The 20,902-nt window shown below is 57.4% G+C and carries 23 protein-coding genes and 2 tRNA genes; 15 read left to right on the forward strand and 10 right to left on the reverse strand.

Annotated elements, in window-relative coordinates; translation table 11 throughout:
* Positions 1 to 102: 102 nt before the first annotated feature.
* Positions 103 to 267, reverse strand: a complete 165-nt coding sequence (locus AC6I8P_RS11760; RefSeq protein WP_010616548.1) for a con-10 family general stress protein — start codon at positions 265 to 267, stop codon at positions 103 to 105.
* Positions 268 to 579: 312 nt separating this feature from the next.
* Here AC6I8P_RS11760 and wrbA point away from each other — a divergent pair, with 312 nt between their 5' ends.
* The 3 genes from wrbA to AC6I8P_RS11775 are packed head-to-tail and all read left to right on the forward strand — an operon-like array spanning position 580 to position 2,856.
* Positions 580 to 1,179, forward strand: a complete 600-nt coding sequence (wrbA, locus tag AC6I8P_RS11765; RefSeq protein WP_021508291.1) for an NAD(P)H:quinone oxidoreductase — start codon at positions 580 to 582, stop codon at positions 1,177 to 1,179.
* A gap of 20 nt (positions 1,180 to 1,199) precedes the next feature.
* Positions 1,200 to 1,430, forward strand: a complete 231-nt coding sequence (locus AC6I8P_RS11770) for a YccJ family protein (RefSeq protein WP_021508292.1) — start codon at positions 1,200 to 1,202, stop codon at positions 1,428 to 1,430.
* 52 nt (positions 1,431 to 1,482) lie between these two features.
* Positions 1,483 to 2,856: an NAD-dependent succinate-semialdehyde dehydrogenase gene (locus tag AC6I8P_RS11775; protein ID WP_498030630.1), complete on the forward strand. Its 1,374-nt coding sequence runs from the start codon at positions 1,483 to 1,485 to the stop codon at positions 2,854 to 2,856.
* Positions 2,857 to 2,975: 119 nt separating this feature from the next.
* Here the strand turns inward: AC6I8P_RS11775 and agp are convergent, their stop codons facing one another.
* The 3 genes from agp to AC6I8P_RS11790 all read right to left on the reverse strand — a co-directional run bounded on the left by agp (position 2,976) and on the right by AC6I8P_RS11790 (position 5,069).
* A complete protein-coding gene (gene agp, locus AC6I8P_RS11780; protein ID WP_498007587.1) occupies positions 2,976 to 4,598 on the reverse strand; it encodes a bifunctional glucose-1-phosphatase/inositol phosphatase in 1,623 nt (540 codons plus the stop codon).
* Between the two features lie 256 nt (positions 4,599 to 4,854).
* Positions 4,855 to 4,942: transfer RNA gene (locus tag AC6I8P_RS11785), tRNA-Ser, on the reverse strand.
* Positions 4,943 to 4,981: 39 nt separating this feature from the next.
* Positions 4,982 to 5,069: transfer RNA gene (locus tag AC6I8P_RS11790), tRNA-Ser, on the reverse strand.
* Between the two features lie 223 nt (positions 5,070 to 5,292).
* Here AC6I8P_RS11790 and yccA point away from each other — a divergent pair.
* Together yccA and tusE are read left to right on the forward strand one after the other, a co-directional pair.
* The gene (gene yccA / locus AC6I8P_RS11795) at positions 5,293 to 5,949 is read left to right on the forward strand and encodes an FtsH protease modulator YccA (protein WP_021508295.1); all 657 of its coding nucleotides are present in this window, start codon (positions 5,293 to 5,295) and stop codon (positions 5,947 to 5,949) included.
* A gap of 100 nt (positions 5,950 to 6,049) precedes the next feature.
* Positions 6,050 to 6,376, forward strand: coding sequence for a sulfurtransferase TusE (gene tusE / locus AC6I8P_RS11800; RefSeq protein WP_010616552.1), 327 nt, complete (start codon positions 6,050 to 6,052; stop codon positions 6,374 to 6,376).
* On the opposite strand, the gene yccX is transcribed toward tusE, so the two are convergent.
* Entirely contained in the window at positions 6,377 to 6,655 is a 279-nt protein-coding gene (gene yccX, locus AC6I8P_RS11805; protein ID WP_058769579.1) for an acylphosphatase, read from the reverse strand.
* Positions 6,656 to 6,737: 82 nt separating this feature from the next.
* Between yccX and rlmI the strand changes: the two genes are divergently transcribed.
* On the forward strand, positions 6,738 to 7,928 hold the full coding sequence (gene rlmI / locus AC6I8P_RS11810) for a 23S rRNA (cytosine(1962)-C(5))-methyltransferase RlmI (protein ID WP_031279846.1): 1,191 nt from the start codon (positions 6,738 to 6,740) through the stop codon (positions 7,926 to 7,928).
* Positions 7,929 to 7,987: 59 nt separating this feature from the next.
* Complete coding sequence (hspQ, locus tag AC6I8P_RS11815; protein ID WP_021508298.1) at positions 7,988 to 8,305, forward strand: heat shock protein HspQ; 318 nt, start codon at positions 7,988 to 7,990, stop codon at positions 8,303 to 8,305.
* A 31-nt stretch (positions 8,306 to 8,336) separates the two neighbouring features.
* Here the strand turns inward: hspQ and AC6I8P_RS11820 are convergent, their stop codons facing one another.
* Positions 8,337 to 8,750, reverse strand: a complete 414-nt coding sequence (locus AC6I8P_RS11820; RefSeq protein WP_058775393.1) for a CoA-binding protein — start codon at positions 8,748 to 8,750, stop codon at positions 8,337 to 8,339.
* A 174-nt stretch (positions 8,751 to 8,924) separates the two neighbouring features.
* On the opposite strand from AC6I8P_RS11820, the gene AC6I8P_RS11825 reads away from it, so the two are divergent.
* Entirely contained in the window at positions 8,925 to 9,551 is a 627-nt protein-coding gene (locus AC6I8P_RS11825; RefSeq protein ID WP_021508300.1) for a YccT family protein, read from the forward strand.
* A gap of 68 nt (positions 9,552 to 9,619) precedes the next feature.
* Positions 9,620 to 10,081, forward strand: coding sequence for a methylglyoxal synthase (locus tag AC6I8P_RS11830; RefSeq protein ID WP_021508301.1), 462 nt, complete (start codon positions 9,620 to 9,622; stop codon positions 10,079 to 10,081).
* Between the two features lie 4 nt (positions 10,082 to 10,085).
* Here the strand turns inward: AC6I8P_RS11830 and helD are convergent, their stop codons facing one another.
* The gene (gene helD / locus AC6I8P_RS11835) at positions 10,086 to 12,140 is read right to left on the reverse strand and encodes a DNA helicase IV (protein ID WP_498030631.1); all 2,055 of its coding nucleotides are present in this window, start codon (positions 12,138 to 12,140) and stop codon (positions 10,086 to 10,088) included.
* 123 nt (positions 12,141 to 12,263) lie between these two features.
* On the opposite strand from helD, the gene AC6I8P_RS11840 reads away from it, so the two are divergent.
* Both AC6I8P_RS11840 and yccS read left to right on the forward strand, forming a co-directional pair.
* Positions 12,264 to 12,707: a YccF domain-containing protein gene (locus tag AC6I8P_RS11840; protein WP_021508303.1), complete on the forward strand. Its 444-nt coding sequence runs from the start codon at positions 12,264 to 12,266 to the stop codon at positions 12,705 to 12,707.
* A gap of 8 nt (positions 12,708 to 12,715) precedes the next feature.
* On the forward strand, positions 12,716 to 14,854 hold the full coding sequence (gene yccS / locus AC6I8P_RS11845) for a YccS family putative transporter (RefSeq protein ID WP_498030632.1): 2,139 nt from the start codon (positions 12,716 to 12,718) through the stop codon (positions 14,852 to 14,854).
* Here yccS and AC6I8P_RS11850 read toward each other — a convergent pair.
* Complete coding sequence (locus tag AC6I8P_RS11850; protein WP_021508305.1) at positions 14,851 to 15,480, reverse strand: TfoX/Sxy family DNA transformation protein; 630 nt, start codon at positions 15,478 to 15,480, stop codon at positions 14,851 to 14,853. The genes yccS and AC6I8P_RS11850 overlap by 4 nt on opposite strands.
* 224 nt (positions 15,481 to 15,704) lie before the next feature.
* Between AC6I8P_RS11850 and sulA the strand changes: the two genes are divergently transcribed.
* Entirely contained in the window at positions 15,705 to 16,196 is a 492-nt protein-coding gene (gene sulA, locus AC6I8P_RS11855) for an SOS-induced cell division inhibitor SulA (RefSeq protein WP_031279848.1), read from the forward strand.
* Positions 16,197 to 16,544: 348 nt separating this feature from the next.
* Entirely contained in the window at positions 16,545 to 17,615 is a 1,071-nt protein-coding gene (gene ompA / locus AC6I8P_RS11860) for a porin OmpA (protein WP_058759727.1), read from the forward strand.
* A 68-nt stretch (positions 17,616 to 17,683) separates the two neighbouring features.
* On the opposite strand, the gene matP is transcribed toward ompA, so the two are convergent.
* The gene (matP, locus tag AC6I8P_RS11865) at positions 17,684 to 18,151 is read right to left on the reverse strand and encodes a macrodomain Ter protein MatP (protein WP_021508308.1); all 468 of its coding nucleotides are present in this window, start codon (positions 18,149 to 18,151) and stop codon (positions 17,684 to 17,686) included.
* A 53-nt stretch (positions 18,152 to 18,204) separates the two neighbouring features.
* Between matP and AC6I8P_RS11870 the strand changes: the two genes are divergently transcribed.
* Together AC6I8P_RS11870 and fabA are read left to right on the forward strand one after the other, a co-directional pair.
* Entirely contained in the window at positions 18,205 to 20,067 is a 1,863-nt protein-coding gene (locus AC6I8P_RS11870; RefSeq protein ID WP_058775388.1) for an AAA family ATPase, read from the forward strand.
* A 67-nt stretch (positions 20,068 to 20,134) separates the two neighbouring features.
* Positions 20,135 to 20,653 (forward strand): bifunctional 3-hydroxydecanoyl-ACP dehydratase/trans-2-decenoyl-ACP isomerase, encoded by a 519-nt coding sequence (fabA, locus tag AC6I8P_RS11875; protein WP_010616565.1) that lies wholly within the window; start codon positions 20,135 to 20,137, stop codon positions 20,651 to 20,653.
* Positions 20,654 to 20,719: 66 nt separating this feature from the next.
* Here the strand turns inward: fabA and rmf are convergent, their stop codons facing one another.
* Positions 20,720 to 20,887 (reverse strand): ribosome modulation factor, encoded by a 168-nt coding sequence (gene rmf / locus AC6I8P_RS11880; RefSeq protein ID WP_013508548.1) that lies wholly within the window; start codon positions 20,885 to 20,887, stop codon positions 20,720 to 20,722.
* Between the last annotated feature and the right edge of the window lie 15 nt (positions 20,888 to 20,902).

Here is a 20,902-nt window from a genome sequence, read left to right on the forward strand (position 1 = left end):
AGAATAGAGGACTGGCGCACATTTTTGCTGATTAGCCGGGCAAATTGCAATCATTGTAACCGCCGGGCGTACCCGGCGGCCGAGGATACCGTCACAGACGCACTATTTTTTCGCGCGGCTGCGTCCCCCCTTTTCACCTGCTTCGGCAGCACGCTGCGGATCATTTCTGAAATTCCCGCCGCTGTTTTTACCGCCTTTTCGACCCGCTTCCGCGGCCCTTTCGCGATCTTCCGCGAAGTTGCCTGATCCTCCACGATGTTGAGCCATCATTTCCTCCAGGTATTGAGCATAGGTGGTGAAGACATTTCACTGCGCTAACAGTGTCAGGTCAGGTGCGTAATATCTCGCCACACCCGCTTAAAGCATAGCCAATGGATGCGCACAATCAGGCACATATTCATACTTTGCAACAGATAAACCGCTTAGCATCGCTTTTATGGCAAGATATTAAGCTGAAAAACAAGCGGTTAGCGGCAGAAGTCGCAGCGCGATCTCCGTGACTGTTCAATGGCTGACCAGCATAGCGCGCAGCCTCTTCTATACTTCTTTCTGTTCCTTACACCACAGGATGAAAACACGATGGCAAAAATTCTGGTGCTTTATTACTCCATGTATGGACATATCGAGACCATGGCTAACGCGGTGGCGGACGGTGCGAAGAGCGTGAGCGGTGCCGAAGTCACCATTCTGCGCGTGCCGGAAAGTATGGATGCCGAACGGTTTGCTCAGGTCGGCGGGAAGGTTAATCAGCCGGCGGCGGAAGCCAAACCGGACGACCTGCCGCAGTACGATGCCATCATCGTCGGCACCCCGACGCGCTTCGGCAACATGTCCGGTCAGATGCGTAATTTCTGGGACCGCACCGGCGGCCTGTGGGCCTCTGGCGCGCTGTACGGCAAGATTGCCAGCGTGTTTGCGTCTACCGGCACTGGCGGCGGTCAGGAGCAGACTATCACCTCGGTGTGGACCACCCTGGCACATCACGGCATGGTGATTGTGCCCATCGGCTACGGCACCAAAGAGTTGTTTGATATTTCGCAGGTGCGTGGCGGTACGCCGTATGGCGCAACCACGCTGGCGGGCGGTGATGGATCGCGCCAGCCCTCGGCGGAAGAACTGGAAATTGCCCGTTATCAGGGCCAATACGTCGCCGGTCTGGCGGTAAAACTGAAAGGATAAATTCCCAACAGGAGAGAGTTATGGCAACAGAACAGTTTAAAGCTCACCACGTGGGCGAATGGGCGACCTTACGTCACACCTCACCGGAAATCGCTGAAGCAATTTTCGAAGTGGCGAATTATGACGAACGGCTTGCCGAAGAGATCTGGCGCCAGCAAGGCAGCGATGAGGTGTTATTCCGCGCCTTCGAGAAAACCGATCAGGATGTCCTGACGTGGGACGATAAACCGGTCGAACGTAAAAACATCTGAAGCACTGGCGGGCATGTCCCGCCTTCTCATTTTTAGCCGTCAGGGAGCCTTTATGTCAGCCTATCAAAGCATTAATCCGGCCAACAATCAGCTGCTGAAAACCTGGCCATCACACGATGACAGCTACACGCAGCAGGCGCTGCACACCGCCGATGCGCTCTACCATTCGCCGTGGAGCAAAGGCGATATTCAGCCGCGTCTGCAGGTGCTGCAGCGTCTGGCAGAGTTGATCGATCAGCGCAGCGAAGAGCTGGCCACCATCGCCAGCAAAGAGATGGGTAAGCTGATTGGCCAGAGCCGCGGCGAAGTAAAAATCTGCGCCAGCATCGCGCGCTATTACGCCGAACACGCGGCAAGGCTGTTGCAGGCACAGCCCTATCCCAGCGATGTCGGTGATGCCTGGCTCGAATACCATCCGATTGGCGTGGTGGTGGCCGTCGAGCCGTGGAATTTCCCGTATTATCAGCTGATGCGCGTGCTGGCACCGAACCTGGCACTGGGCAACCCGGTGCTGGCGAAACATGCCAACATTGTGCCGCACTGTGCCGACGTGTTTGAAAAGCTGGTGCTGGAAGCCGGTGCGCCGCAGGGCGCGTGGACCAATCTGTTTATCTCTAACCAGCAGGTGGCCGATCTGATTGCCGATCCGCGCGTGCAGGGCGTGGCGCTCACCGGTTCAGAGCGCGCCGGCAGCGCGGTGGCTGAGCAGGCCGGTAAGCACCTGAAAAAATCCACGCTCGAGCTGGGTGGTAACGATGTGTTTGTGGTGCTGGATGATGCCGACATTGATGAAGCGGTGCGCCAGGGGGCGCAGGCGCGGCTCAGCAACTGCGGTCAGGTGTGTACCGCGGCCAAGCGCTTTATTCTGCATGAAAAGATTGCCGAAAGCTTTATGGCTAAGTTTAGCGCGGCGCTGCAATCCGCTACGCCCGGCGATCCGTTAGATGAAAAAACCACGCTGGGGCCGCTGTCGTCACAGGATGCACGTGACCGGCTGGTGAAACAGGTGGACGAGGCGGTGGCGCATGGCGCACGCGTGGAGTGCGGCGGACGCGTAATCGACGGCGTCGGCTGCTACTACCAGCCAACCATCCTGACCGGCCTGACGCCGGATAACCCGGCTTATTATCAGGAGTTTTTCGGCCCGGTGGCGCAGGTGTATGTGGTGGCGGACGATCGTGCTGCCGTGGCGCTGGCTAACGATTCGCACTACGGTTTGGGCGGTTCCGTGTGGACGCGGGACATTGCGCGCGGGCGCAACATGGCTTCGCAGATTGAGACCGGCATGGTGTTTATCAATTCGCAGAGTGATACCGCGGCTGAGCTGCCGTTCGGCGGCGTGAAGCGTTCCGGCTATGGCCGTGAACTGTCCGATCTCGGGCTGAAGGAGTTTGCTAACCAGAAACTGGTCGTGGTAGCCGGTTAAGCGGCATGAAACCACCGTGGAACTGAACGGTGGTTTTATTCGATTTACTGCGGTGCGCGTCAATGCGCAGCCGGTAACAACACAGCAGGGTCGCCGTGCATGGCGACCCTGCTGGCGTTTTAGTTGCTGGCTGCTGCCGGCTGTTGCGCGGGTTTCGCGTCCGCCTCCGGCTTCGCCGGCGCTGCTTCAGCCTGCGCTTTCTGCGCCGCTGCAGCATCGGCTTTCGCCTTCTCATCTGCGGCCTTCTGAGCGCTGGCCTTCTCAGCTTTGGCTTTGTCGTCCGCCGTTTTTTGCGCCGCGGCCTTGTCCGCCTTCACTTTTTCCTCAGCGGCTTTGGCGTCAGCGGCTTTCTGCGCTGCAGCTTTATCAGCCGCGGCTTTGTCAGCCGCCGCTTTATCTGCGCTGGCCTGATCCGCTTTGGCCTGTGCGTCATCGCTGGCTGCCGGCGCGGCAGCAGGCTGTGCGGCCGGTGCCGGTGCGGCTGGCTGCAGCGGTGTACCCTGCAGCGCGTTGTTCAGCGCGCTGGTGAACTGATCCCAGCTGCAGTAGCCGTTGGCGTCAGTGTCACACCCCGCCAGCTGCAGCGTAACGCGCTTCGGTGGGTTCTTCAGGCTCAGCACATCGGCATTACGCAGCTGATCCGCCGTCTGATAGACATACTCCACTTTCAGCAGATCTTTATTGTTCTTCGCATCGTGCCAGCGTTCAAACACCACCTGGCCGCCAATCGGGGTTTTCTCGTCGTTACCCGGCAGCTCGTATGGCTTAATCTGCAGCGCGCTGAGCAATGACGCGATATTCGAATCGTGTCCGACCATCAGCGTGACTTTTGGCGCGGTGGCTTTGTCCTGATCGACCAGCTGGCTGCGGATGTAATCCACCAGCGGTGCGGCAACGTCACGCGCCACTTCCGGCGCGGTAAACAGCGCATCCTGATAGCCATTTTTGATCGCCGCCAGCTCTTTCCACTGTTCAGGCGTTTTGATTTGTCCCCAGGCAACCTGATCCGCCGGGAAACCTTCGTAATACTGCAGCGTGAAGGCGTCGACCAGCGAGTTACCCACTTTCAGCGGGCCATTGACGCCGGGCTCTTTGCCGTTTTCCGCGCTAAAGGTGTTGTCGCCGCTGCTCAGGTCGCACTGTTTCTTGCCGTTACAGGCCGGGGCTGATTTGTAATCGACGATTTTTTCCAGCCGCTGGAAGGCCGGCTTCAGCGCCAGCTTCTCATTGGCTGCGGTCATCGCCGCCAGCGCTTTCTTGTTAAACGCTTCGCTGCCATCGGTGATTACCGGATTAAAGATTGGGTCCATAGTGCCCATCGCATCCTGATGGGTGACAGCGATATCGCAGCCCGGGAAAGCCCCGGTGACGAAATACTGCGCCGTTGCGACGGTGCGCTGCAGGCTGTTGGCATAGACAAAGATGTTGCTGCTGTCCGGACAGGTGCCGTTCTGTACCAGCCCCTGCTGGGCCAGCCACTGACGGGTGTAGTTACCCATGTAGACTTCCAGCACGCCGCCTTTGGTGGTCAGCTCACCGCCGGGCACATCCCACTGCGGCCAGCTTTTTTTCGTCGCCTGCTCCAGCACGCTGCCGTTGTTGGCCAGCGGGGCACGCAGGTTGTGACGACTCAGCATCAGGACCTGCTGCAGTTGCATGTCGCCATCCGCGGCATAAGCGCTCATACCCATCGGCAGCGCCGCGATCACTGACAGCGCGCAAAGACTCAGTTTCTTGATCATTGTGCCTATTCCATAATTCATCAGGGAAACACTCTGGCATTCAAGCGATTAGCTCGCCAAAGAGCGAATTACCGCACAGTGTAACCCAGCTTGCCTGAGAAAATCGCCAGATGTTTGCAAAAACCGTGCATCGACTATAGCAGTAAACGCGCTGGCCGTCGGGTTACGGCAGCAGATTGAAAAGCTTCAGGATGTTTTTCAGAAGGATGGAAAGCAGAAAAGCGAAAAGCCCGCATCGCTGCGGGCTTCTCTTATATGGCGGAGGAACAGAGATTCGAACTCTGGGATGGTTTCCCATCGGCGGTTTTCAAGACCGCTGCCTTAAGCCACTCGGCCATCCCTCCTGAAATCTTTTTGTCACCTGACACTGCGAGAGTGTGAAGTGGCGGAGGAGGAGAGATTCGAACTCTCGGATGGTTTCCCATCGGCGGTTTTCAAGACCGCTGCCTTAAGCCGCTCGGCCACCCCTCCGCAATGAGGCGCACTATAAACATCCCCCCGAACGATGTAAAGCATCCAGTGATTCGTTCGCCTGAAAAACAGTCAAAAATGATTTTTTTGCCGTCTTAATCGTCATTCTGCTCAGTGAAACAGCAATTTATCGCGTAAAGATGGGTAAAACGCCTTTTCTGTCCTCTGGCCGTTGCGTATTCTCAGGCCATATTTGGTGTTCTCTCACTAACAGGAGCGCATGATGGACAGAATAATTAGCTCGTCACAGCAGCAGTCGCTACTCAGCACCCATAAAGTGCTGCGCAATACTTATTTCTTACTTGGCCTGACGCTGGCGTTTTCCGCCGTCACCGCCACGCTCAGCACCGTCTATGCCCTGCCCTCGCCGGGACTGATTCTGATGCTGGTGGGCTTTTACGGGCTGATGTTCCTGACCTATCGCCTGGCGAACAGCCCGGCGGGTATTCTGGCCGCGTTTGCCTTCACCGGCTTCCTCGGTTACTGCCTCGGTCCGATTCTCAGCTCGTTCCTCACCGCCGGTATGGGTGATGTTATCGCCATGGCGCTGGGCGGCACCGCGCTGGTGTTCTTCTGCTGTTCCGCCTATGTCCTGACCACGCGTCGCGACATGTCTTTCCTTGGCGGCATGATGATGGCCGGCTTTGTGGTGCTGCTGGTGGCCGTGGTTGCCAATATCTTCCTGCAGCTGCCCGCGCTGCACCTGGCGATCAGCGCCCTGTTTATTCTGTTCTCTGCCGGTGCCATTTTGTGGGAAACCAGCAACATCATTCAGGGCGGTGAAACCAATTACATTCGCGCCACCGTCAGCCTGTATGTCTCGCTGTACAACATCTTTGTCAGCCTGCTGAGCCTGCTGGGCTTCGCCAACCGCGACTAAGACGTAACGCACGCACCGTTAAACCCCGCTCCGGCGGGGTTTTTGCTTTTTATCCGCCGCCGCCTTTACAATAGGCGCGCTGACGATATGAGGAAACAACGTGATTTTTGCCGGTAAAGAGATTGCCACTGACGCAGAAGGCTATCTGAAAAATAGCGCTGACTGGAGTGAAGCGCTGGCGCAGGCCATCGCCCAGCAGGAAGCGATTGAGATGAGTGAAGCGCACTGGGAAGTGGTGCACTTTGTGCGTGATTTTTATCAGCAGTTTAATACCTCGCCGGCGGTGCGCATGCTGGTCAAAGCCATGGCGCAAAAATATGGCGAAGAGAAAGGCAACAGCCGCTATCTGTTTCGCCTGTTCCCGGAAGGTCCGGCCAAACAGGCCACTAAAATCGCTGGCCTGCCAAAACCGGCGAAGTGTCTGTGATCATCCGGTAGTAAACCGCGTCGGCCGCTCCGCCAGCTGATGCGGCTCCACCAGCACCTTATCGACCCGGGCACTGGGCGGTCCGCCTGCCTTCAGCCATGCAATCAGTGACTCCACCTGCTGCGCTTCTCCCGCCGCCAGCACCTCCACGCTGCCATCGGCCAGATTATGCGCATAGCCGGTGACGCCCAGCGCGTTCGCCTGCGCCTGGGTGTAATAACGAAAGCCCACGCCCTGCACCCTGCCGTGAACCCAGATTTTATAACCTGTCGTCGCCATGGCGATCTCCCCTTTGTGCGTTGCATTTTGCCGCCATCCACCGGAAAATGGCGCCTCATTTTTTCAGGTAAGCATAGCAAACATGACCGTTCGATTGATTCTCGCTAAGGGACGTGAAAAATCCCTGCTCCGCCGCCATCCGTGGGTGTTCTCCGGCGCCGTTGCCCGTATGGAAGGTAAAGCCCAGTCGGGTGAAACCATTGATATCTGTGACAGCAACGGCAAATGGCTGGCCCGTGCCGCCTACTCTCCTCAGTCACAAATTCGCGCGCGCGTCTGGAGCTGGCAGCAGGATGAGTCAATCGACATCGCCTTCTTTGTGCGCACGCTGCAGAAAGCCCAGCAGTGGCGCGACTGGCTGGCACAGCGCGACGGGCTGGACAGCTATCGTTTGATTGCCGGCGAGTCCGATGGACTGCCGGGCGTCACGATTGATCGCTTCGGTAACTTCCTCGTTCTGCAACTGCTGTCGGCCGGGGCGGAGTATCAGCGCCCGGCTCTCGTCTCGGCGCTGCAGCAGTGCTATCCCGACTGCGCCATCTACGACCGATCTGACGTGGCAGTGCGCAAGAAAGAGGGACTGGAGCTGGCGCAGGGTCCGGTAAGCGGTGAACTGCCGCCTGCGCTGCTGCCGATAACCGAGCACGGCATGCAGCTGCTGGTGGATATTCAGGGCGGTCACAAGACCGGTTATTACCTCGATCAGCGCGACAGCCGTTTTGCCACCCGTCGTTACGCGGAAAATGCCCGCGTGCTTAACTGCTTCTCCTACACCGGCGGGTTTGCGGTCTCTGCTCTGCTCGGCGGCTGCCGGGAAGTGATCAGCGTGGATACCTCGCAGGACGCCCTTGACGTAGCAAAACAGAACGTGGCGCTTAACGGGCTGGATGTCTCACGCGCGCAGTTCCTGCGTGACGATGTGTTCAAACTGCTGCGTCGCTACCGCGACAGCGGCGAGAAGTTCGACATGATCGTCATGGATCCGCCGAAATTCGTTGAGAATAAAAACCAGCTGATGGGTGCCTGCCGCGGCTATAAAGACATAAATATGCTGGCGATGCAGCTGCTGAATCCGGGCGGCATTCTGCTGACTTTCTCCTGTTCCGGGCTGATGGCCACCGAGCTGTTCCAGAAAATTATCGCCGATGCCGCTGTTGATGCCGGTCGTGATGTACAATTTATAGAGCAGTTCCGTCAGGCAGCCGACCATCCGGTGATAGCCAGCTATCCTGAAGGGCTTTATCTGAAAGGCTTTGCCTGTCGCGTGCTGTGACTTGAAAACGCTGTCCCTGCCCCCATATCGGTGGCAGGGCAAAGTTTTGGGAGGTCACAATGATTGCCAGTAAATTTGGAATTGGACAGCAGGTCCGGCACCGTCTCTCCGGGGTGCTCGGCGTGATTGTGGATGTCGACCCGGAGTATTCGCTGGACGATCCGCAGCTGGATGAGGTTGGCGCGACGGAATCGCTGCGTGCGGCCCCCTGGTATCACGTAGTGATGGAAGATGAGGAAGGCGAACAGGTGCATACCTATATCGCTGAGATTCAGCTGGCCGGCGAAACCTCGTTCGAACATCCGGAACAGCCATCCATGGATGAGCTGGCCGCCTCGATCCGCCAGCAGCTGCAGGCACCCAGCCTGCGGCATTAATCATGCGGCGACCCGGAGTCGCCGTTTTTATTTACCGCGTCACGCCCAGCCGCGGAATCTCCATCTTCGGACAGCGATCCATAATCACCGTTAGCCCGGCATCACGCGCCAGCACCGCCGCCTGCTCATTGATCACGCCCAGCTGCAGCCACAGGGTTTTGGCGCCGATAGCAATCGCTTCCTGCGCCACGCCCCATGCCGCTTCGGAATTGCGGAACACATCCACCATGTCGATCTTGCCCGGGATCTCCGCCAGCGTGCCATACACGGTCTGGCCCAGCAACTGCTGTCCCGCCAGCTTCGGGCTCACCGGCACCACGTCATAACCCTGATCGAGCAGGTATTTCATTACGCCATAGCTGGCACGCTCAGTGCGATCGCTGGCACCGACCAGCGCGATGCGTTGGGTTTGCGTCAGGACATCGCGAATCGTTTGATCGTTCATGTTTTTCTCCTTGTTCACTCGCCTGAGTGTAGATGCCATTGCGCGCTAAAGTGCAAGCGCAGCGCACGAAAAGTTTGCGCGGCGACACGAATAAATATGTTAAAATGTAAATTAACTGCCATAATGTAATAATTTGCTACACATCGCCCTTTTTCCCCTGTTCCGGGAGTTGAAATGAAGCTGTCTCTGGCTGTTACGGGTTTGCTGTTGCTGCTCGTATCGGCAACCTGCCATGCCATCACCCTGAAGCTCGATCCGCAGATCGACCTGCTGGTGCTGGATGGGCGCAAAATCTCAGGTTCGCTGCTGAAAGGCGCGGACAGCCTTGAGCTGGAGCGCGGTCAGCATCAGTTTCTGTTTCGCGTGGATAAACCCTGCGCCGATGCCACTCACTTCCGCTCAGAACTGATGATTGTCACCTTCACCGCCGACGCCCATTCCGTAGCGATTCGCCTGCCGGCGCTGAATAACCGCCGCGAACGCAGCCTGTTTGATAAATCGTTAAACTTTCAGCTGATTGATGAGCGTGGTAATGAAATAGCCAGCATTCGCGATCGGTTGCCGGGTGAGAGCAGCGGCAATGTTGAACAGGCGATGATCAATTACAACCGTACGGCGCAGGCGGCCAGCGTGCCGCGCTTTGCGCTGCAGGCGGCCAGCGTACCGGACGCCAGTCTCAGTCTGGATATGGTATGGCAGGACGCCAGTAATTTGCCCGCGCTGCAACGCTGGCTGCAGCGTGTTGATGCCGCCACGCGGCAGCGTTTTATCAGTTGGGTGAAAACCCTACGCGCAAGTTGATAGCAGCTGAACGCCAGGGGTAAACTCGTGCATTCACTACGTTTGCACGCGCCGAAACAGGAAGCCCCATGGAGCAGACCGTTCGTACCCTGAAAGTTCAGAAACACATCGCCCTCGTTGCCCACGACCACTGCAAAGCCTCGCTGCTGGACTGGGTAAAAATCAATCAAAATGCGCTGCAACCTCACGTGCTATACGCCACCGGCACCACCGGCAACCTGATCAATCGTCACACCGGACTGGATGTGAATGCCATGCTCAGCGGGCCAATGGGCGGCGATCAGCAGGTCGGCGCGCTGATTGCAGAAGGCAAAATTGATGTGCTGTTCTTCTTCTGGGATCCGCTCAATGCAGTACCGCACGATCCGGACGTCAAAGCGCTGCTGCGCCTGGCTACCGTATGGAATATACCGGTAGCGACCAACCGCGCCACCGCGGATTTCATTATCCATTCGCCGATGTTTGCCAGCGAAGTGACGATTCAGATCCCCGATTATCAGCGCTACCTGACGGAACGCCTGAAAGCCTGATGGCTCAGGCCTTCCGGCTCTGCGGAACGCCCAGTTCGCGCAGGTGTTCAACAAACACGGAAGGCCGCTCTTTATCAAACATTAGCCACACCTGCTGACGCGCACGCGTGATGGCCACGTAGGCCAGGCGCCGCTCTTCCGCATGCGGAAAATCCTCCGGCTGCGGTAGCAGTACCTCTTCCATGATCGACTCGCGCGCCTGCGCCGGGAAACCGTCACGCCCTTCGTGTAGCCCCAGCACGATGACAAAATCCGCCTGCTGGCCTTTACTGGCGTGGATGGTCATGAAGTCGATACGCAGTTTCGGCCAGCGGGTTTTGGCTTTATCCAGCATGGCCGGACGCAGATGATGGTAACGCGCCAGCAGCAGTACGCGCTCGTCCGGCTTTGCGTAACCGCTCAGCTTGTCGAGCAGCGCTTCCAGTTGCTCCTGCGGCAGCAGCGTAATGGATTTTTTGTTCCCTTTGCTCAGGCTGTTGAGCGGCTTGCGCAGCTGATGCGGATTCTGCTGCACAAAGCGGTTGGCAATGTCACCGATGCGATCGTTGAAACGGTAGGTGGTATCCAGTACGCAGCGGTCGCCTTCGCCAAAATAGTGATGAAACGCGGTGGTCAGGCTCATCTCCGCGCCGCTAAAGCGATAGATCGCCTGCCAGTCATCGCCGACCGCAAACAAACTGGTGCGCTTATTTTGCTGCCGCAGCGCGCTGAGCAGCGCCGCCCGCTGCGGGGAAATATCCTGGAATTCATCCACCAGAATGTGCTTCCACGGGCTGATAAAGCGGCCCTTCTCCAGCACAGCGATCGCCTGATGGATCAGCCCGGAGAAATCCACCGCGCCCTCGGCTTTCAGTGCGCTTTTCCATGCTTTGAGCAGCGGTGCCATCAACCTGACGCGCTTCGTGAAATTGTCGCGCAGCGGTTCCGGCACATCGGCAATCATCGCCGCCTGCGCGCCGCCGTGCATGCGCATCAGGCCGAGCCAGCGCTCCAGCCGCACGGCAAGACGCTGCGCCAGTTTGTCATCCTGCCAGAACGGACCTTCCGGCACGTCCCACGCCAGCTCTTCCTGCAACCACTGTCGCCAGCCGCTGGCCTGCGCCTTTTTGCTGTTGCACTGCTCACGCCAGTTTTCGATCAGCAACTGACGTCGTGCGCTGCTGTCACTTTCCAGCCGGCTGATGACCGGCTGCTTATTGCTGCCTTCACGAATGATGTGCAGCGCCAGCGCGTGAAACGTACGCGCCTGAATCGCGCTCTCACCCAGCCGCGTCTGGATCCGATCGTTCATCTCTTCCGCCGCCTGGCGACCAAAAGCCAGCAGCAGGATTTGCTCCGGCTGCGCCAGTTTGCGCTGTAACAGCCAGCCGGCGCGCGCCACCAGCACCGAGGTTTTACCGCTGCCCGCGCCGGCCAGCACCAGCAGCGCGTCTTCACCGTTGACCACCGCCTCACACTGCGATGGATTGAGCGGCGTGGTTTCGACGGTGGAGAAGAAGGCGTGATTATCGCTGATCACCCGCGCGCTCCATTCACGGTTGCGCTGCCGAATCGCGCTCTCGCCCTGCTCGAGCCACTGCTGGCAAAAGCGCCACAGCGTGCGGCAGTTATCAAACTCCTCCAGCCGTGCCAGCGGCAGCGGTAAGGCGGAAAACTGGCGCGTGATGGTCTCTTTTACCGCGGCCAGTTCGCTGCGCTTCAGCCAGCGATCCTGGCCGGTAAACGCGACGATCTCCTGCTGCAGCGCGCTCAGCACCTGCGCGCTGATTTCGCTCATCTCGAGGCTCCACTGCTGCCACGCCTGCTGCAGGTAATGATAAAAACGCTGGGTTTCCTGCCACTCGGTGCCGTGCAACCGCACCACTTTCTCTTCCGGTAACAAAAATTCCAGCTCGCCCCACACCAGGCCGCGTTTGCAGGTAATACCGATCAGCTGATTAAACGGGATCAGGTACTCGTGGCGATCGCCGCTGACTTCCACACCGGCAGCCAGCAGTCGCACCCGGTTATAGGGATGCTGTGCCAGCCGTTTGCCCATGGATGTTGCTTTTATTTCCATCTCCGCACCGTCATGTGGAATTCAATTATCGCGCAGTTTACCTGTCAGACCCTTAGCGCTCCAGCCTTAAAACACGCTAAACTGGGCGACACATATTGCGGATTGCAAAAGGAAAATCGCGTTATGCGCACCGTGCTTAATATTCTGAATTTTGTTCTTGGCGGCTTTATCACCACCCTCGGCTGGCTGCTGGCCACGCTGATCAGCATCGTGCTGATCTTTACCCTGCCGCTGACCCGCTCCTGCTGGGAGATCACCAAACTGTCCCTGCTGCCGTTTGGCAACGAAGCGGTTCACGTTGACGTGCTGCGCCCGGAGAGCAAAAGCCACGTGCTGAACGCCGGCGGCACCTTCCTCAACCTGTTCTGGCTGATTTTCTTTGGCTGGTGGCTGTGCCTGATGCACATCTCAACCGGCATCCTGCAGTGTCTGAGCATCATTGGTATTCCGACCGGCATTGCCCACTTCAAAATCGCCGCTATCGCGCTGTGGCCGGTAGGTCGCCGCGTGGTGTCAGTGGAAGAAGCGCAGGCGGCGCGTGAAGCCAACGCGCGGCGCCGCTACTGAGGCTGAAGATGATGCCTGACGCTTTGCCCGGCTGGCGCCGTTATCTGTTCAACAGCAGCCTGCGCTACCTGCTGCGCATCTTCTTTGCGCTGGCCGGCTGTGCCGCCGTTCCCTGGTGGCTGCAGCAGATTGAGTGGACCATTCCGCTGACGCTCGGCGTCGTGGCGGCGGCGCTGGCCGATCTTGACGATCGCTGGACCGGCCGCGTGCGCAACCTGCTCATCACGCTGGTGTGCTTCTGCATTGCCTCGGTTTCGGTTGAGCTGCTGTTTCCGCACCCGTGGCTGTTTGCTATCGGTCTGGCGCTCTCCAGCTGGGGATTTATTCTACTGGGCGCGCTGGGGCAGCGCTACGCCACCATTGCGTTTGGTGCCCTGCTGATCGCGGTGTACACCATGCTGGGCATTGGCCTGTTTCCGCAGTGGTGGATGCAGCCGGCGCTGCTGCTGATTGGCGCGCTGTGGTACAACCTGCTGACCTTTATCGGCCACCTGATGTTTCCGGTGCGCCCGGTGCAGGAGCAGCTGGCCGCCAGCTTTTCCCAGCTGGCGCGCTATCTGGAAGCCAAGGCCAATCTGTTTGATCCCGACGGCGGTGAGCAGGATGACGCGGCGCTGATCGCCACCGCGATGGTTAATAGTCAGCTGGTGGCGCAGCTCAACCTGACGAAAACCACCATTCAGAGCCGTTTACGCGGCGACCGCGGCTCACGCAGCACGCGGCGCAGCCTGCATTACTATTTTGTGGCGCAGGATATTCACGAGCGCGCCAGCTCGTCGCATCTGCAATATCACCTGCTGCGCGATGACTGGCGCTACAACGAGGTGCTGTTTCGCTTTCAGCGACTGCTGAACATGCAGGCGCAGGCCTGTCGCCAGCTGGCAGAGAATATCGTGCTGCGCCAGCCGTGGCACCACGATAGCCATTTTGCGCGCAGCTTTGAACGGCTGGAGACCGCCCTGCAGCGCCTGCAACATAACGATCCGCAGGCGACGCACATTCGTCCGCTGTTCTGGTTGCTGCGCAACTTACGCGCCATTGACGCGCAGCTGGCGTCGATCGAATCAGAGCAGCGGCTGGCAGAACCGCTGATGCAGAGCGATCACCATCTGTCGCGTGAAGGCTTGAGTGGCTGGGCGGATATCCGGCTGCGCCTCAGTCGCCATCTGAGTCCGACCTCGGCGTTGTTCCGCCACGCGGTGCGCATGTCGCTGGTGCTGTGCGTGGGGTACGCCTTCATTCAGCTTACCGGCCTTCATCGCGGCTACTGGATCCTGCTGACCAGCCTGTTTGTCTGCCAGCCTAACTACAACGCCACACGGCGGCGGCTGGCGCTGCGTATTGGCGGAACCCTGGCCGGTATTGCGATTGGCCTGCCGGTGCTGTGGCTGGTGCCCTCTATCGAGGGCCAGTTGGTGTTGATTGTGCTGAGCGGCGTGCTGTTTTTTGCCTTCCGCCAGATTCAGTACGCGCAGGCGACGCTGTTCATCACCCTGCTGGTGCTGCTGTGCTTCAATCTGCTGGGTGAAGGCTTTGATGTCGCCCTGCCGCGCGTGGTGGATACCTTGCTCGGCTGTGGCCTCGCCTGGCTGGCGGTGGCGTTTGTCTGGCCTGACTGGCGTTTCCGTCAGTTGACGACCGTTGCCGATCGCACGCTGAATGCCAACTGTCGTTATCTTGATGCCATCCTGGAACAGTATCATCAGGGTAAAGATAACCGTCTCGCCTACCGCGTGGCGCGCCGTGACGCGCACAACGCCGATGCGGAACTGGCGTCCGTGGTGTCCAATATCAGCGGCGAACTGAAGCAACAGCCGCCGCTGCGCGAGAATGCGTTCCGTCTGATGTGCCTTAACCACTCGTTTCTCAGCTACATCTCAGCGCTGGGCGCGCACCGGGAGCAGCTGACGCAGGGCGAACTGCTGACACTTTTAGATGACGCGGTATGCTTCGTCGAGGATGTGCTGCAGATCGATCGCGTCAGCGAAGCGCAGGCGGAAACGATGCAGCAGGCACTGATGCAGCGCCTGAGCGCGCTGAAAACCAGTGAGGAGGCGCAGGCACCGCTGGTGTTGCAGCAGCTGGGGCTGCTGGTTGCGCTGCTGCCGGAAATTGCTCGTCTGCGCCGCACCCTCGCTGCCGCTTAAGGCAACAGGCGCTCCGCCGCGGCGTGCTGGCGGAGCGTTTCCTGATACCAGGCGCTCAACTCTTCACGTACCGCCGCCGGCAAAGCGGCCTGGTGATGGCCGGAAATGGCGCCTTCCAGCGCCAGCAGCGTTTTCAGGCCGATATCTTTATTCACCGCCCGCAACTTCAGCCAGCTCTGACGCGAGCCCATTTCATACAGCAAGCGAACAGAATTGATCCCGACTTTGTGCAGCATCAGCTCCATGCGCAGGCTGAGATTGGGCAGATCTTTCAGCCTGAGCAAGACAAGTCTGTTCGCCGCCTCGGCGCGCGCCGCAGACAGCGAACTGGCCGATAAGCGCAGCAGCTGATCGGCGTCCTGCCAGAGCTGATTATCCACTTTGTAGTAGCTGAGCGTCACCGGCATGCCGCGCTTGCGATATATCAACGGTTCCAGCGGGCGCTGTGCGGCATAGTGCTGTAGCGCCTCACTGGCGCGCAGATAGAGCGCATCCTCATTGATGTAAGCAAACACCACCTTTTCGACCGCCAGCGCGTAACCACCAAACTGGGTGCGCGATTCAATTTTTCCCAATGCCGCTAACTGGGCTTTGGACTGCTCAACCACCGGATTATTTTTCTTCATAACGTCCCCTTTTCCTCATTCCTTGCGCGGGAAATTTCCTATAAAAAGCTCAGAGATTCATCTGGTTAGAAGATAGAAAAAACGATTTAGCTGTTCAATGAATAAAAGCGGCAACGCGCGGTTCTTGTGCGGAATTTGCGAGGCATTTTCAGAAATTGAGGTTGATCTTTATCCAGGAACTCATTACTGTATATTCATACAGTTCATTACTGAGTGATTAAAATATGCGTACTCAATACTCTGGCCCTGCTGATCGTGCTCACCGTTTCGCTGCGACGGGCTTAACGCAACCTTCTCTGGGTGGTATTACTGAACTGCGTTATAGCGAGCAGCCCGGCATCATGCCGCTGCTGTTACTGCCGGTCCTCAAGCAGCTGAGCACGCAGTCACGCTGGCAGCTGTGGCTGACGCCAGCGCACAAACTGAACCGCAGCTGGATGCAGCAGTCAGGATTACCGCTGGAAAAGAGTATGCATATTACGGAATCCGAGCGTTTAAGCACGGTTGAGAGCATGGTGAAAGCGTTGCGCACCGGCAACTACAGCGTGGTACTCGCCTGGATTCCTTATGAATTGAGCAATGAAGAGCGCCTGGAACTTGAGCAGGCAGCCGCCGAAGGCGAAGCGCTGGGATTGATTATGCGTCCTCAGGGGCGGGATCTTGCTCTGTCCAGACAGCCAAACAGCGCAAAAATTCCCTCTGATTTGTTTCATTAAGTAAAACTAAGATTTTTCTCACGCTATTTTTTCACAAAGTTGCGGCTAAGCCACTGATTCTTTTCCCGCCAGCTATGACAATGGCTTAGCCGCATTTTTCTTTTCTGGTAGCGAAAATTTTGCCATGTCATTTGTTAAAATGTGTGTATAAATCCCTGTTTTTTTATCCGCTGACGTCACATCATACTTGTAAGTTTCCAATCTCGTTGTAGACTTTACCTCGCCAGGGTGCTCAATAACCTCCGTTTTTTCGGTAGAGTCATAAGCGAGCGTTTAGACCCGGCGAAGGATTACAACCAAGAGCAACCTTTTTGCTCATTGCCTATTTGGATGATAACGAGGCGCAAAATGAAAAAGACAGCTATCGCAATTGCAGTGGCACTGGCTGGCTTCGCTACCGTAGCGCAGGCCGCTCCTAAAGATGACACCTGGTATACCGGTGCTAAACTGGGCTGGTCTCAGTATCACGATACTGGTTACTACGGTAACGGTTACGAAAACAACGACGGTCCAACTCACGAATCTCAGCTGGGCGCAGGTGCTTTCCTGGGCTACCAGGCTAACCCATACCTGGGCTTCGAGCTGGGCTACGACTGGCTGGGCCGTATGCCGAACAAAGGCAACGTGACCAATGGCGCATTCAAAGCACAGGGCGTTCAGCTGGCAGCTAAACTGAGCTACCCAATTGCTGACGATCTGGACGTGTACACCCGTCTGGGCGGCATGGTATGGCGTGCTGATTCAACTCAGACCAACCCAGACAACGGCCGCATCAGCAACCACGACACCGGCGTTTCTCCGCTGGCTGCTGTTGGTGTTGAATACGCACTGACCAAAAACTGGGCGACTCGCCTGGACTACCAGTGGGTTAACAACATCGGTGACGCAGGTACCGTTGGTGCGCGTCCAGACAACAGCATGCTGAGCGTCGGCGTTTCTTACCGTTTCGGTCAGGACGAAGCTGCTGCACCAGTTGTTGCTCCAGCGCCAGCTCCGGCTCCGGTTGTTGAAACCAAGCGTTTCACTCTGAAGTCTGACGTGCTGTTCACCTTCAACAAATCTACCCTGAAGCCAGAAGGCCAGCAGGCTCTGGATCAGCTGTACAGCCAGCTGAGCTCAATGGATCCGAAAGACGGTTCTGTTGTGGTTCTGGGCTTCACCGACCGCATCGGTTCAGACCAGTACAACCAGAAACTGTCTGAGAAACGTGCTCAGTCTGTTGTCGACTACCTGGTATCTAAAGGTATCCCGGCTAACAAGATCTCTGCACGTGGCATGGGTGAATCTAACCCAGTTACTGGCAACACCTGTGACAGCGTGAAAGGCCGCAATGCCCTGATCGACTGCCTGGCGCCAGACCGTCGCGTTGAAATCGACGTGAAAGGTATCAAAGACGTTGTAACTCAGCCACAGGCTTAAGTTATCGCGCAATAAAAAACCCCGCTTCGGCGGGGTTTTTTTTGGCTTTTTATCACACGCATTTTTTGCTATTCGTTATCCGCGCCACCTTTACCCAGAATCGCCTGCAGATCCTGCTTCAGCGTTGACATCTGACTGGCATACTTCTCTTTGCGTTCTGCATCTTCGATCAGCTGAACGATGGTCTCTGATAAGGTGCTGTTACGACGCTGCGCCAGACCGGCCAGACGCTGCCACACCAGATACTCCAGATCGATCGATTTTTTCCGCGTGTGCTGATGCTCTGCGTTGAAATGACGTTTACGCCGCGCGCGTATGGTCTGCTTCAGACGGTTTTCCAGCTCCGGATGGATATGCTTTGCGATCCAGTCACCGACCTCAACCGGGTTATTCTCCATCGCCAGCAACGTCTCTACCGCCGCCTGCGCAGCGCTCAGCTCAATATGCCGGGTGATCAGCTCACCTTCCCGATGCTTTTTCACCAGGTATTTCCACTTCCATCCACTTTCAAGATTTTCGAGTTGCTGGTATTTCATCGGAATCTCATCGTGATCACGTAACAAACTAAGAATAACAGCTTTTTTCCCGGATGCAGCAAGGAAAAACATGTTGCGGCCATCACAGTTCAGGCCGGAAGTGCGCCGTGCTTAACCGGGTTGAATCCTGTATAATCGCGCTTTTCCTGAACCAGACTAATGCGAATATTTTGACCAGCACTCAACTTACGTGGCAAGCCCTGCAGCCGGATAGCTCACGCTACCAATCACTTTTCTCAACCGTCTCTCTGGAAGATAGCGATACGCTTGCCGCGGTTCAGCCGCGTCTGCTGAATGCGCTGGCGCATTTACATCATCAAACGCTGGGCTTTCCGCTGCTGCTGTTACGCAGCCAGGAAAACAGTGATTATCTGGCGTGGATTGCCGAAGCGGCACAGCGCTTCCAGCCGGATGAGACTGCGCTGTACGGCGGTGATTACCATGTGATGGGCGATAATGTCAGCCTGCAACCGCCTGTTGACGCCAGCCGTCCGTTCACCAGCGCTGGCGGCGTACATTACGCCGACTGGATTGAGTCCGAGCAGCTGTTCGGCTGCGTGCGTCAGTATAAAGATCGCGTGCAGCTGGAGCCCGGTCTGCTGCATCAGGCTAACGGTGGCACGTTGATTCTGTCGATCAATACCCTGCTGGCACAGCCGCTGCTGTGGCTGCGCCTGCGCAAAGTGATTGAACTGGGTCGCTTCGACTGGTATTCACCGGACGAGCGCCGCCCGTTGCCGGTGACCATTCCCCCACTGCCGCTGCAGCTGCGTCTGATTTTATGTGGCGATCGCGAGGCGCTGGCCAGCTTCCAGGAACTGGACGTTGAAGTGCACGAAATGGCGCTCTACAGCGAGTTCGAAGAGAATCTCCAGCTGGTCGATGATGATGACATGGCCAACTGGTGCCGCTGGACGCTATGCCAGGCGGAACAGGCCGGTCTTACGCCACCCGAAGCTGATTTCTGGCCGCTGCTGATCCAGGAAGCGGTGCGTCTGACCGGAGATCAGGACACGCTGCCGCTGTGCCCGCGCTGGCTGCGCCGTCAGCTGCAGGAAGCCGCGCTGCACGGTGAGACACTGAATGGTGAGGCGCTGAAAGAGGCGCTGGAAGCACGCCAGTGGCGCGAGAGTTTCCTTGCCGACCGGATGCGCGATGAGATCCTGTTAAATCAGATCATGATCGAAACGGAAGGCGAAGTAGTTGGTCAGATCAACGGCCTGTCGGTGATTGAATTCCCTGGTCATCCACGTCCGTGGGGCGAGCCATCACGCATCACCTGTGTTGTGCACCCGGGCGATGGCGAATTTACCGACGTGGAGCGCAAAGCGGAGCTTGGCGGCAACATCCACGCCAAAGGCATGATGATCATGCAGGCATATCTGATTTCCGAGCTGGAGCTGGAACAGCAGCTGCCCTTCTCGGCATCGCTGGTGTTTGAGCAGTCTTACTCCGAAGTCGACGGTGACAGCGCCTCGCTGGCCGAGCTGTGCGTGCTGATCAGCGCGCTGGCAAACCAGCCGCTGAACCAGCAGATTGCCGTTACCGGTTCGGTGGACCAGTTTGGTAACGTGCAGCCGGTGGGTGGTCTGAATGAGAAAATCGAAGGCTTCTTCCACATCTGCCAGTCGCGTGAGCTGACCGGCAAACAGGGCGTGATTCTGCCTGCCAGCAACGTGCGCCATCTCAGCCTCAGCGACGACGTGGTAGAAGCGGTGCAGCAGGGCCAGTTCCATATCTGGGCGATTGAGCGCGTTGACGAAGCGCTGCCGCTGTTAACCGGTATTGCCTGGCAGAGCGAAAGCGGCGACTCGCTGCTGAGCACCATTCAGGAGCGCATTACTCAGCTCAATCAGCAGGAAAACCGACCGCGGCCCTGGCCATTACGCTGGCTCAACTGGTTCAACCACAGCTGATTACATTGCCCAGCGTACAACTGTTCGCTAATATTCGGGCTTCACTAAAAGAAGGCATATTGAGAACATGGTAGATAAACGCGAATCCTATAGCAAAGAAGACCTGATTGCCTCTGGTCGCGGCGAACTGTTTGGCGAGAATGGCCCACCGCTTCCGTCTGACAACATGTTGATGATGGACCGCGTGGTCAAAATGACCGAAGACGGCGGCAAATTCGATAAAGGTTATGTGGAAGCCGAACTGGATATCCGCCCTGACCTGTGGTTCTTTGATTGCCACTTTAAAGGCGATCCGGTGATGCCAGGCTGTCTGGGTCTGGATGCTATGTGGCAGCTGGTTGGCTTCTATCTCGGCTGGCTGGGTGCGGAAGGTAAAGGCCGTGCGCTGGGTGTGGGTGAAGTGAAATTCACCGGCCAGGTTCTGCCGACGGCGAAGCTGGTTACTTACAAAATTCACTTCAAACGCGTCATCAACCGCAAGCTGGTGATGGGCGTGGCCGATGGCGAAGTGTTCGTCGACGGTAACCTGATTTACACCGCGACTGACCTGAAAGTGGGCCTGTTTAAAGACACTTCAGCGTTCTGACCCGCCAACAAAAACCTCCGCACGCAGCGGAGGTTTTTTTTCCTGTTTACAGACATCCGACGGTGCCTAAGCCACCGCCGACCTGTCCTCCATGGCTTGTCGCCAACCTCCCAACCAGTGAGACCGGGCATCGATCATTTGATAAGGGCATATCTCTTTTGAGCGGCCGGTAATGCCTGCCTGATAGCCTCGTGAATGTGCTCGTTCCAGGCGGTCTCTCTTCTGTCTCTTCATACCTCGTTTCCCTCA

Source organism: gamma proteobacterium symbiont of Lampromicra miyakona (assembly GCF_059730895.1).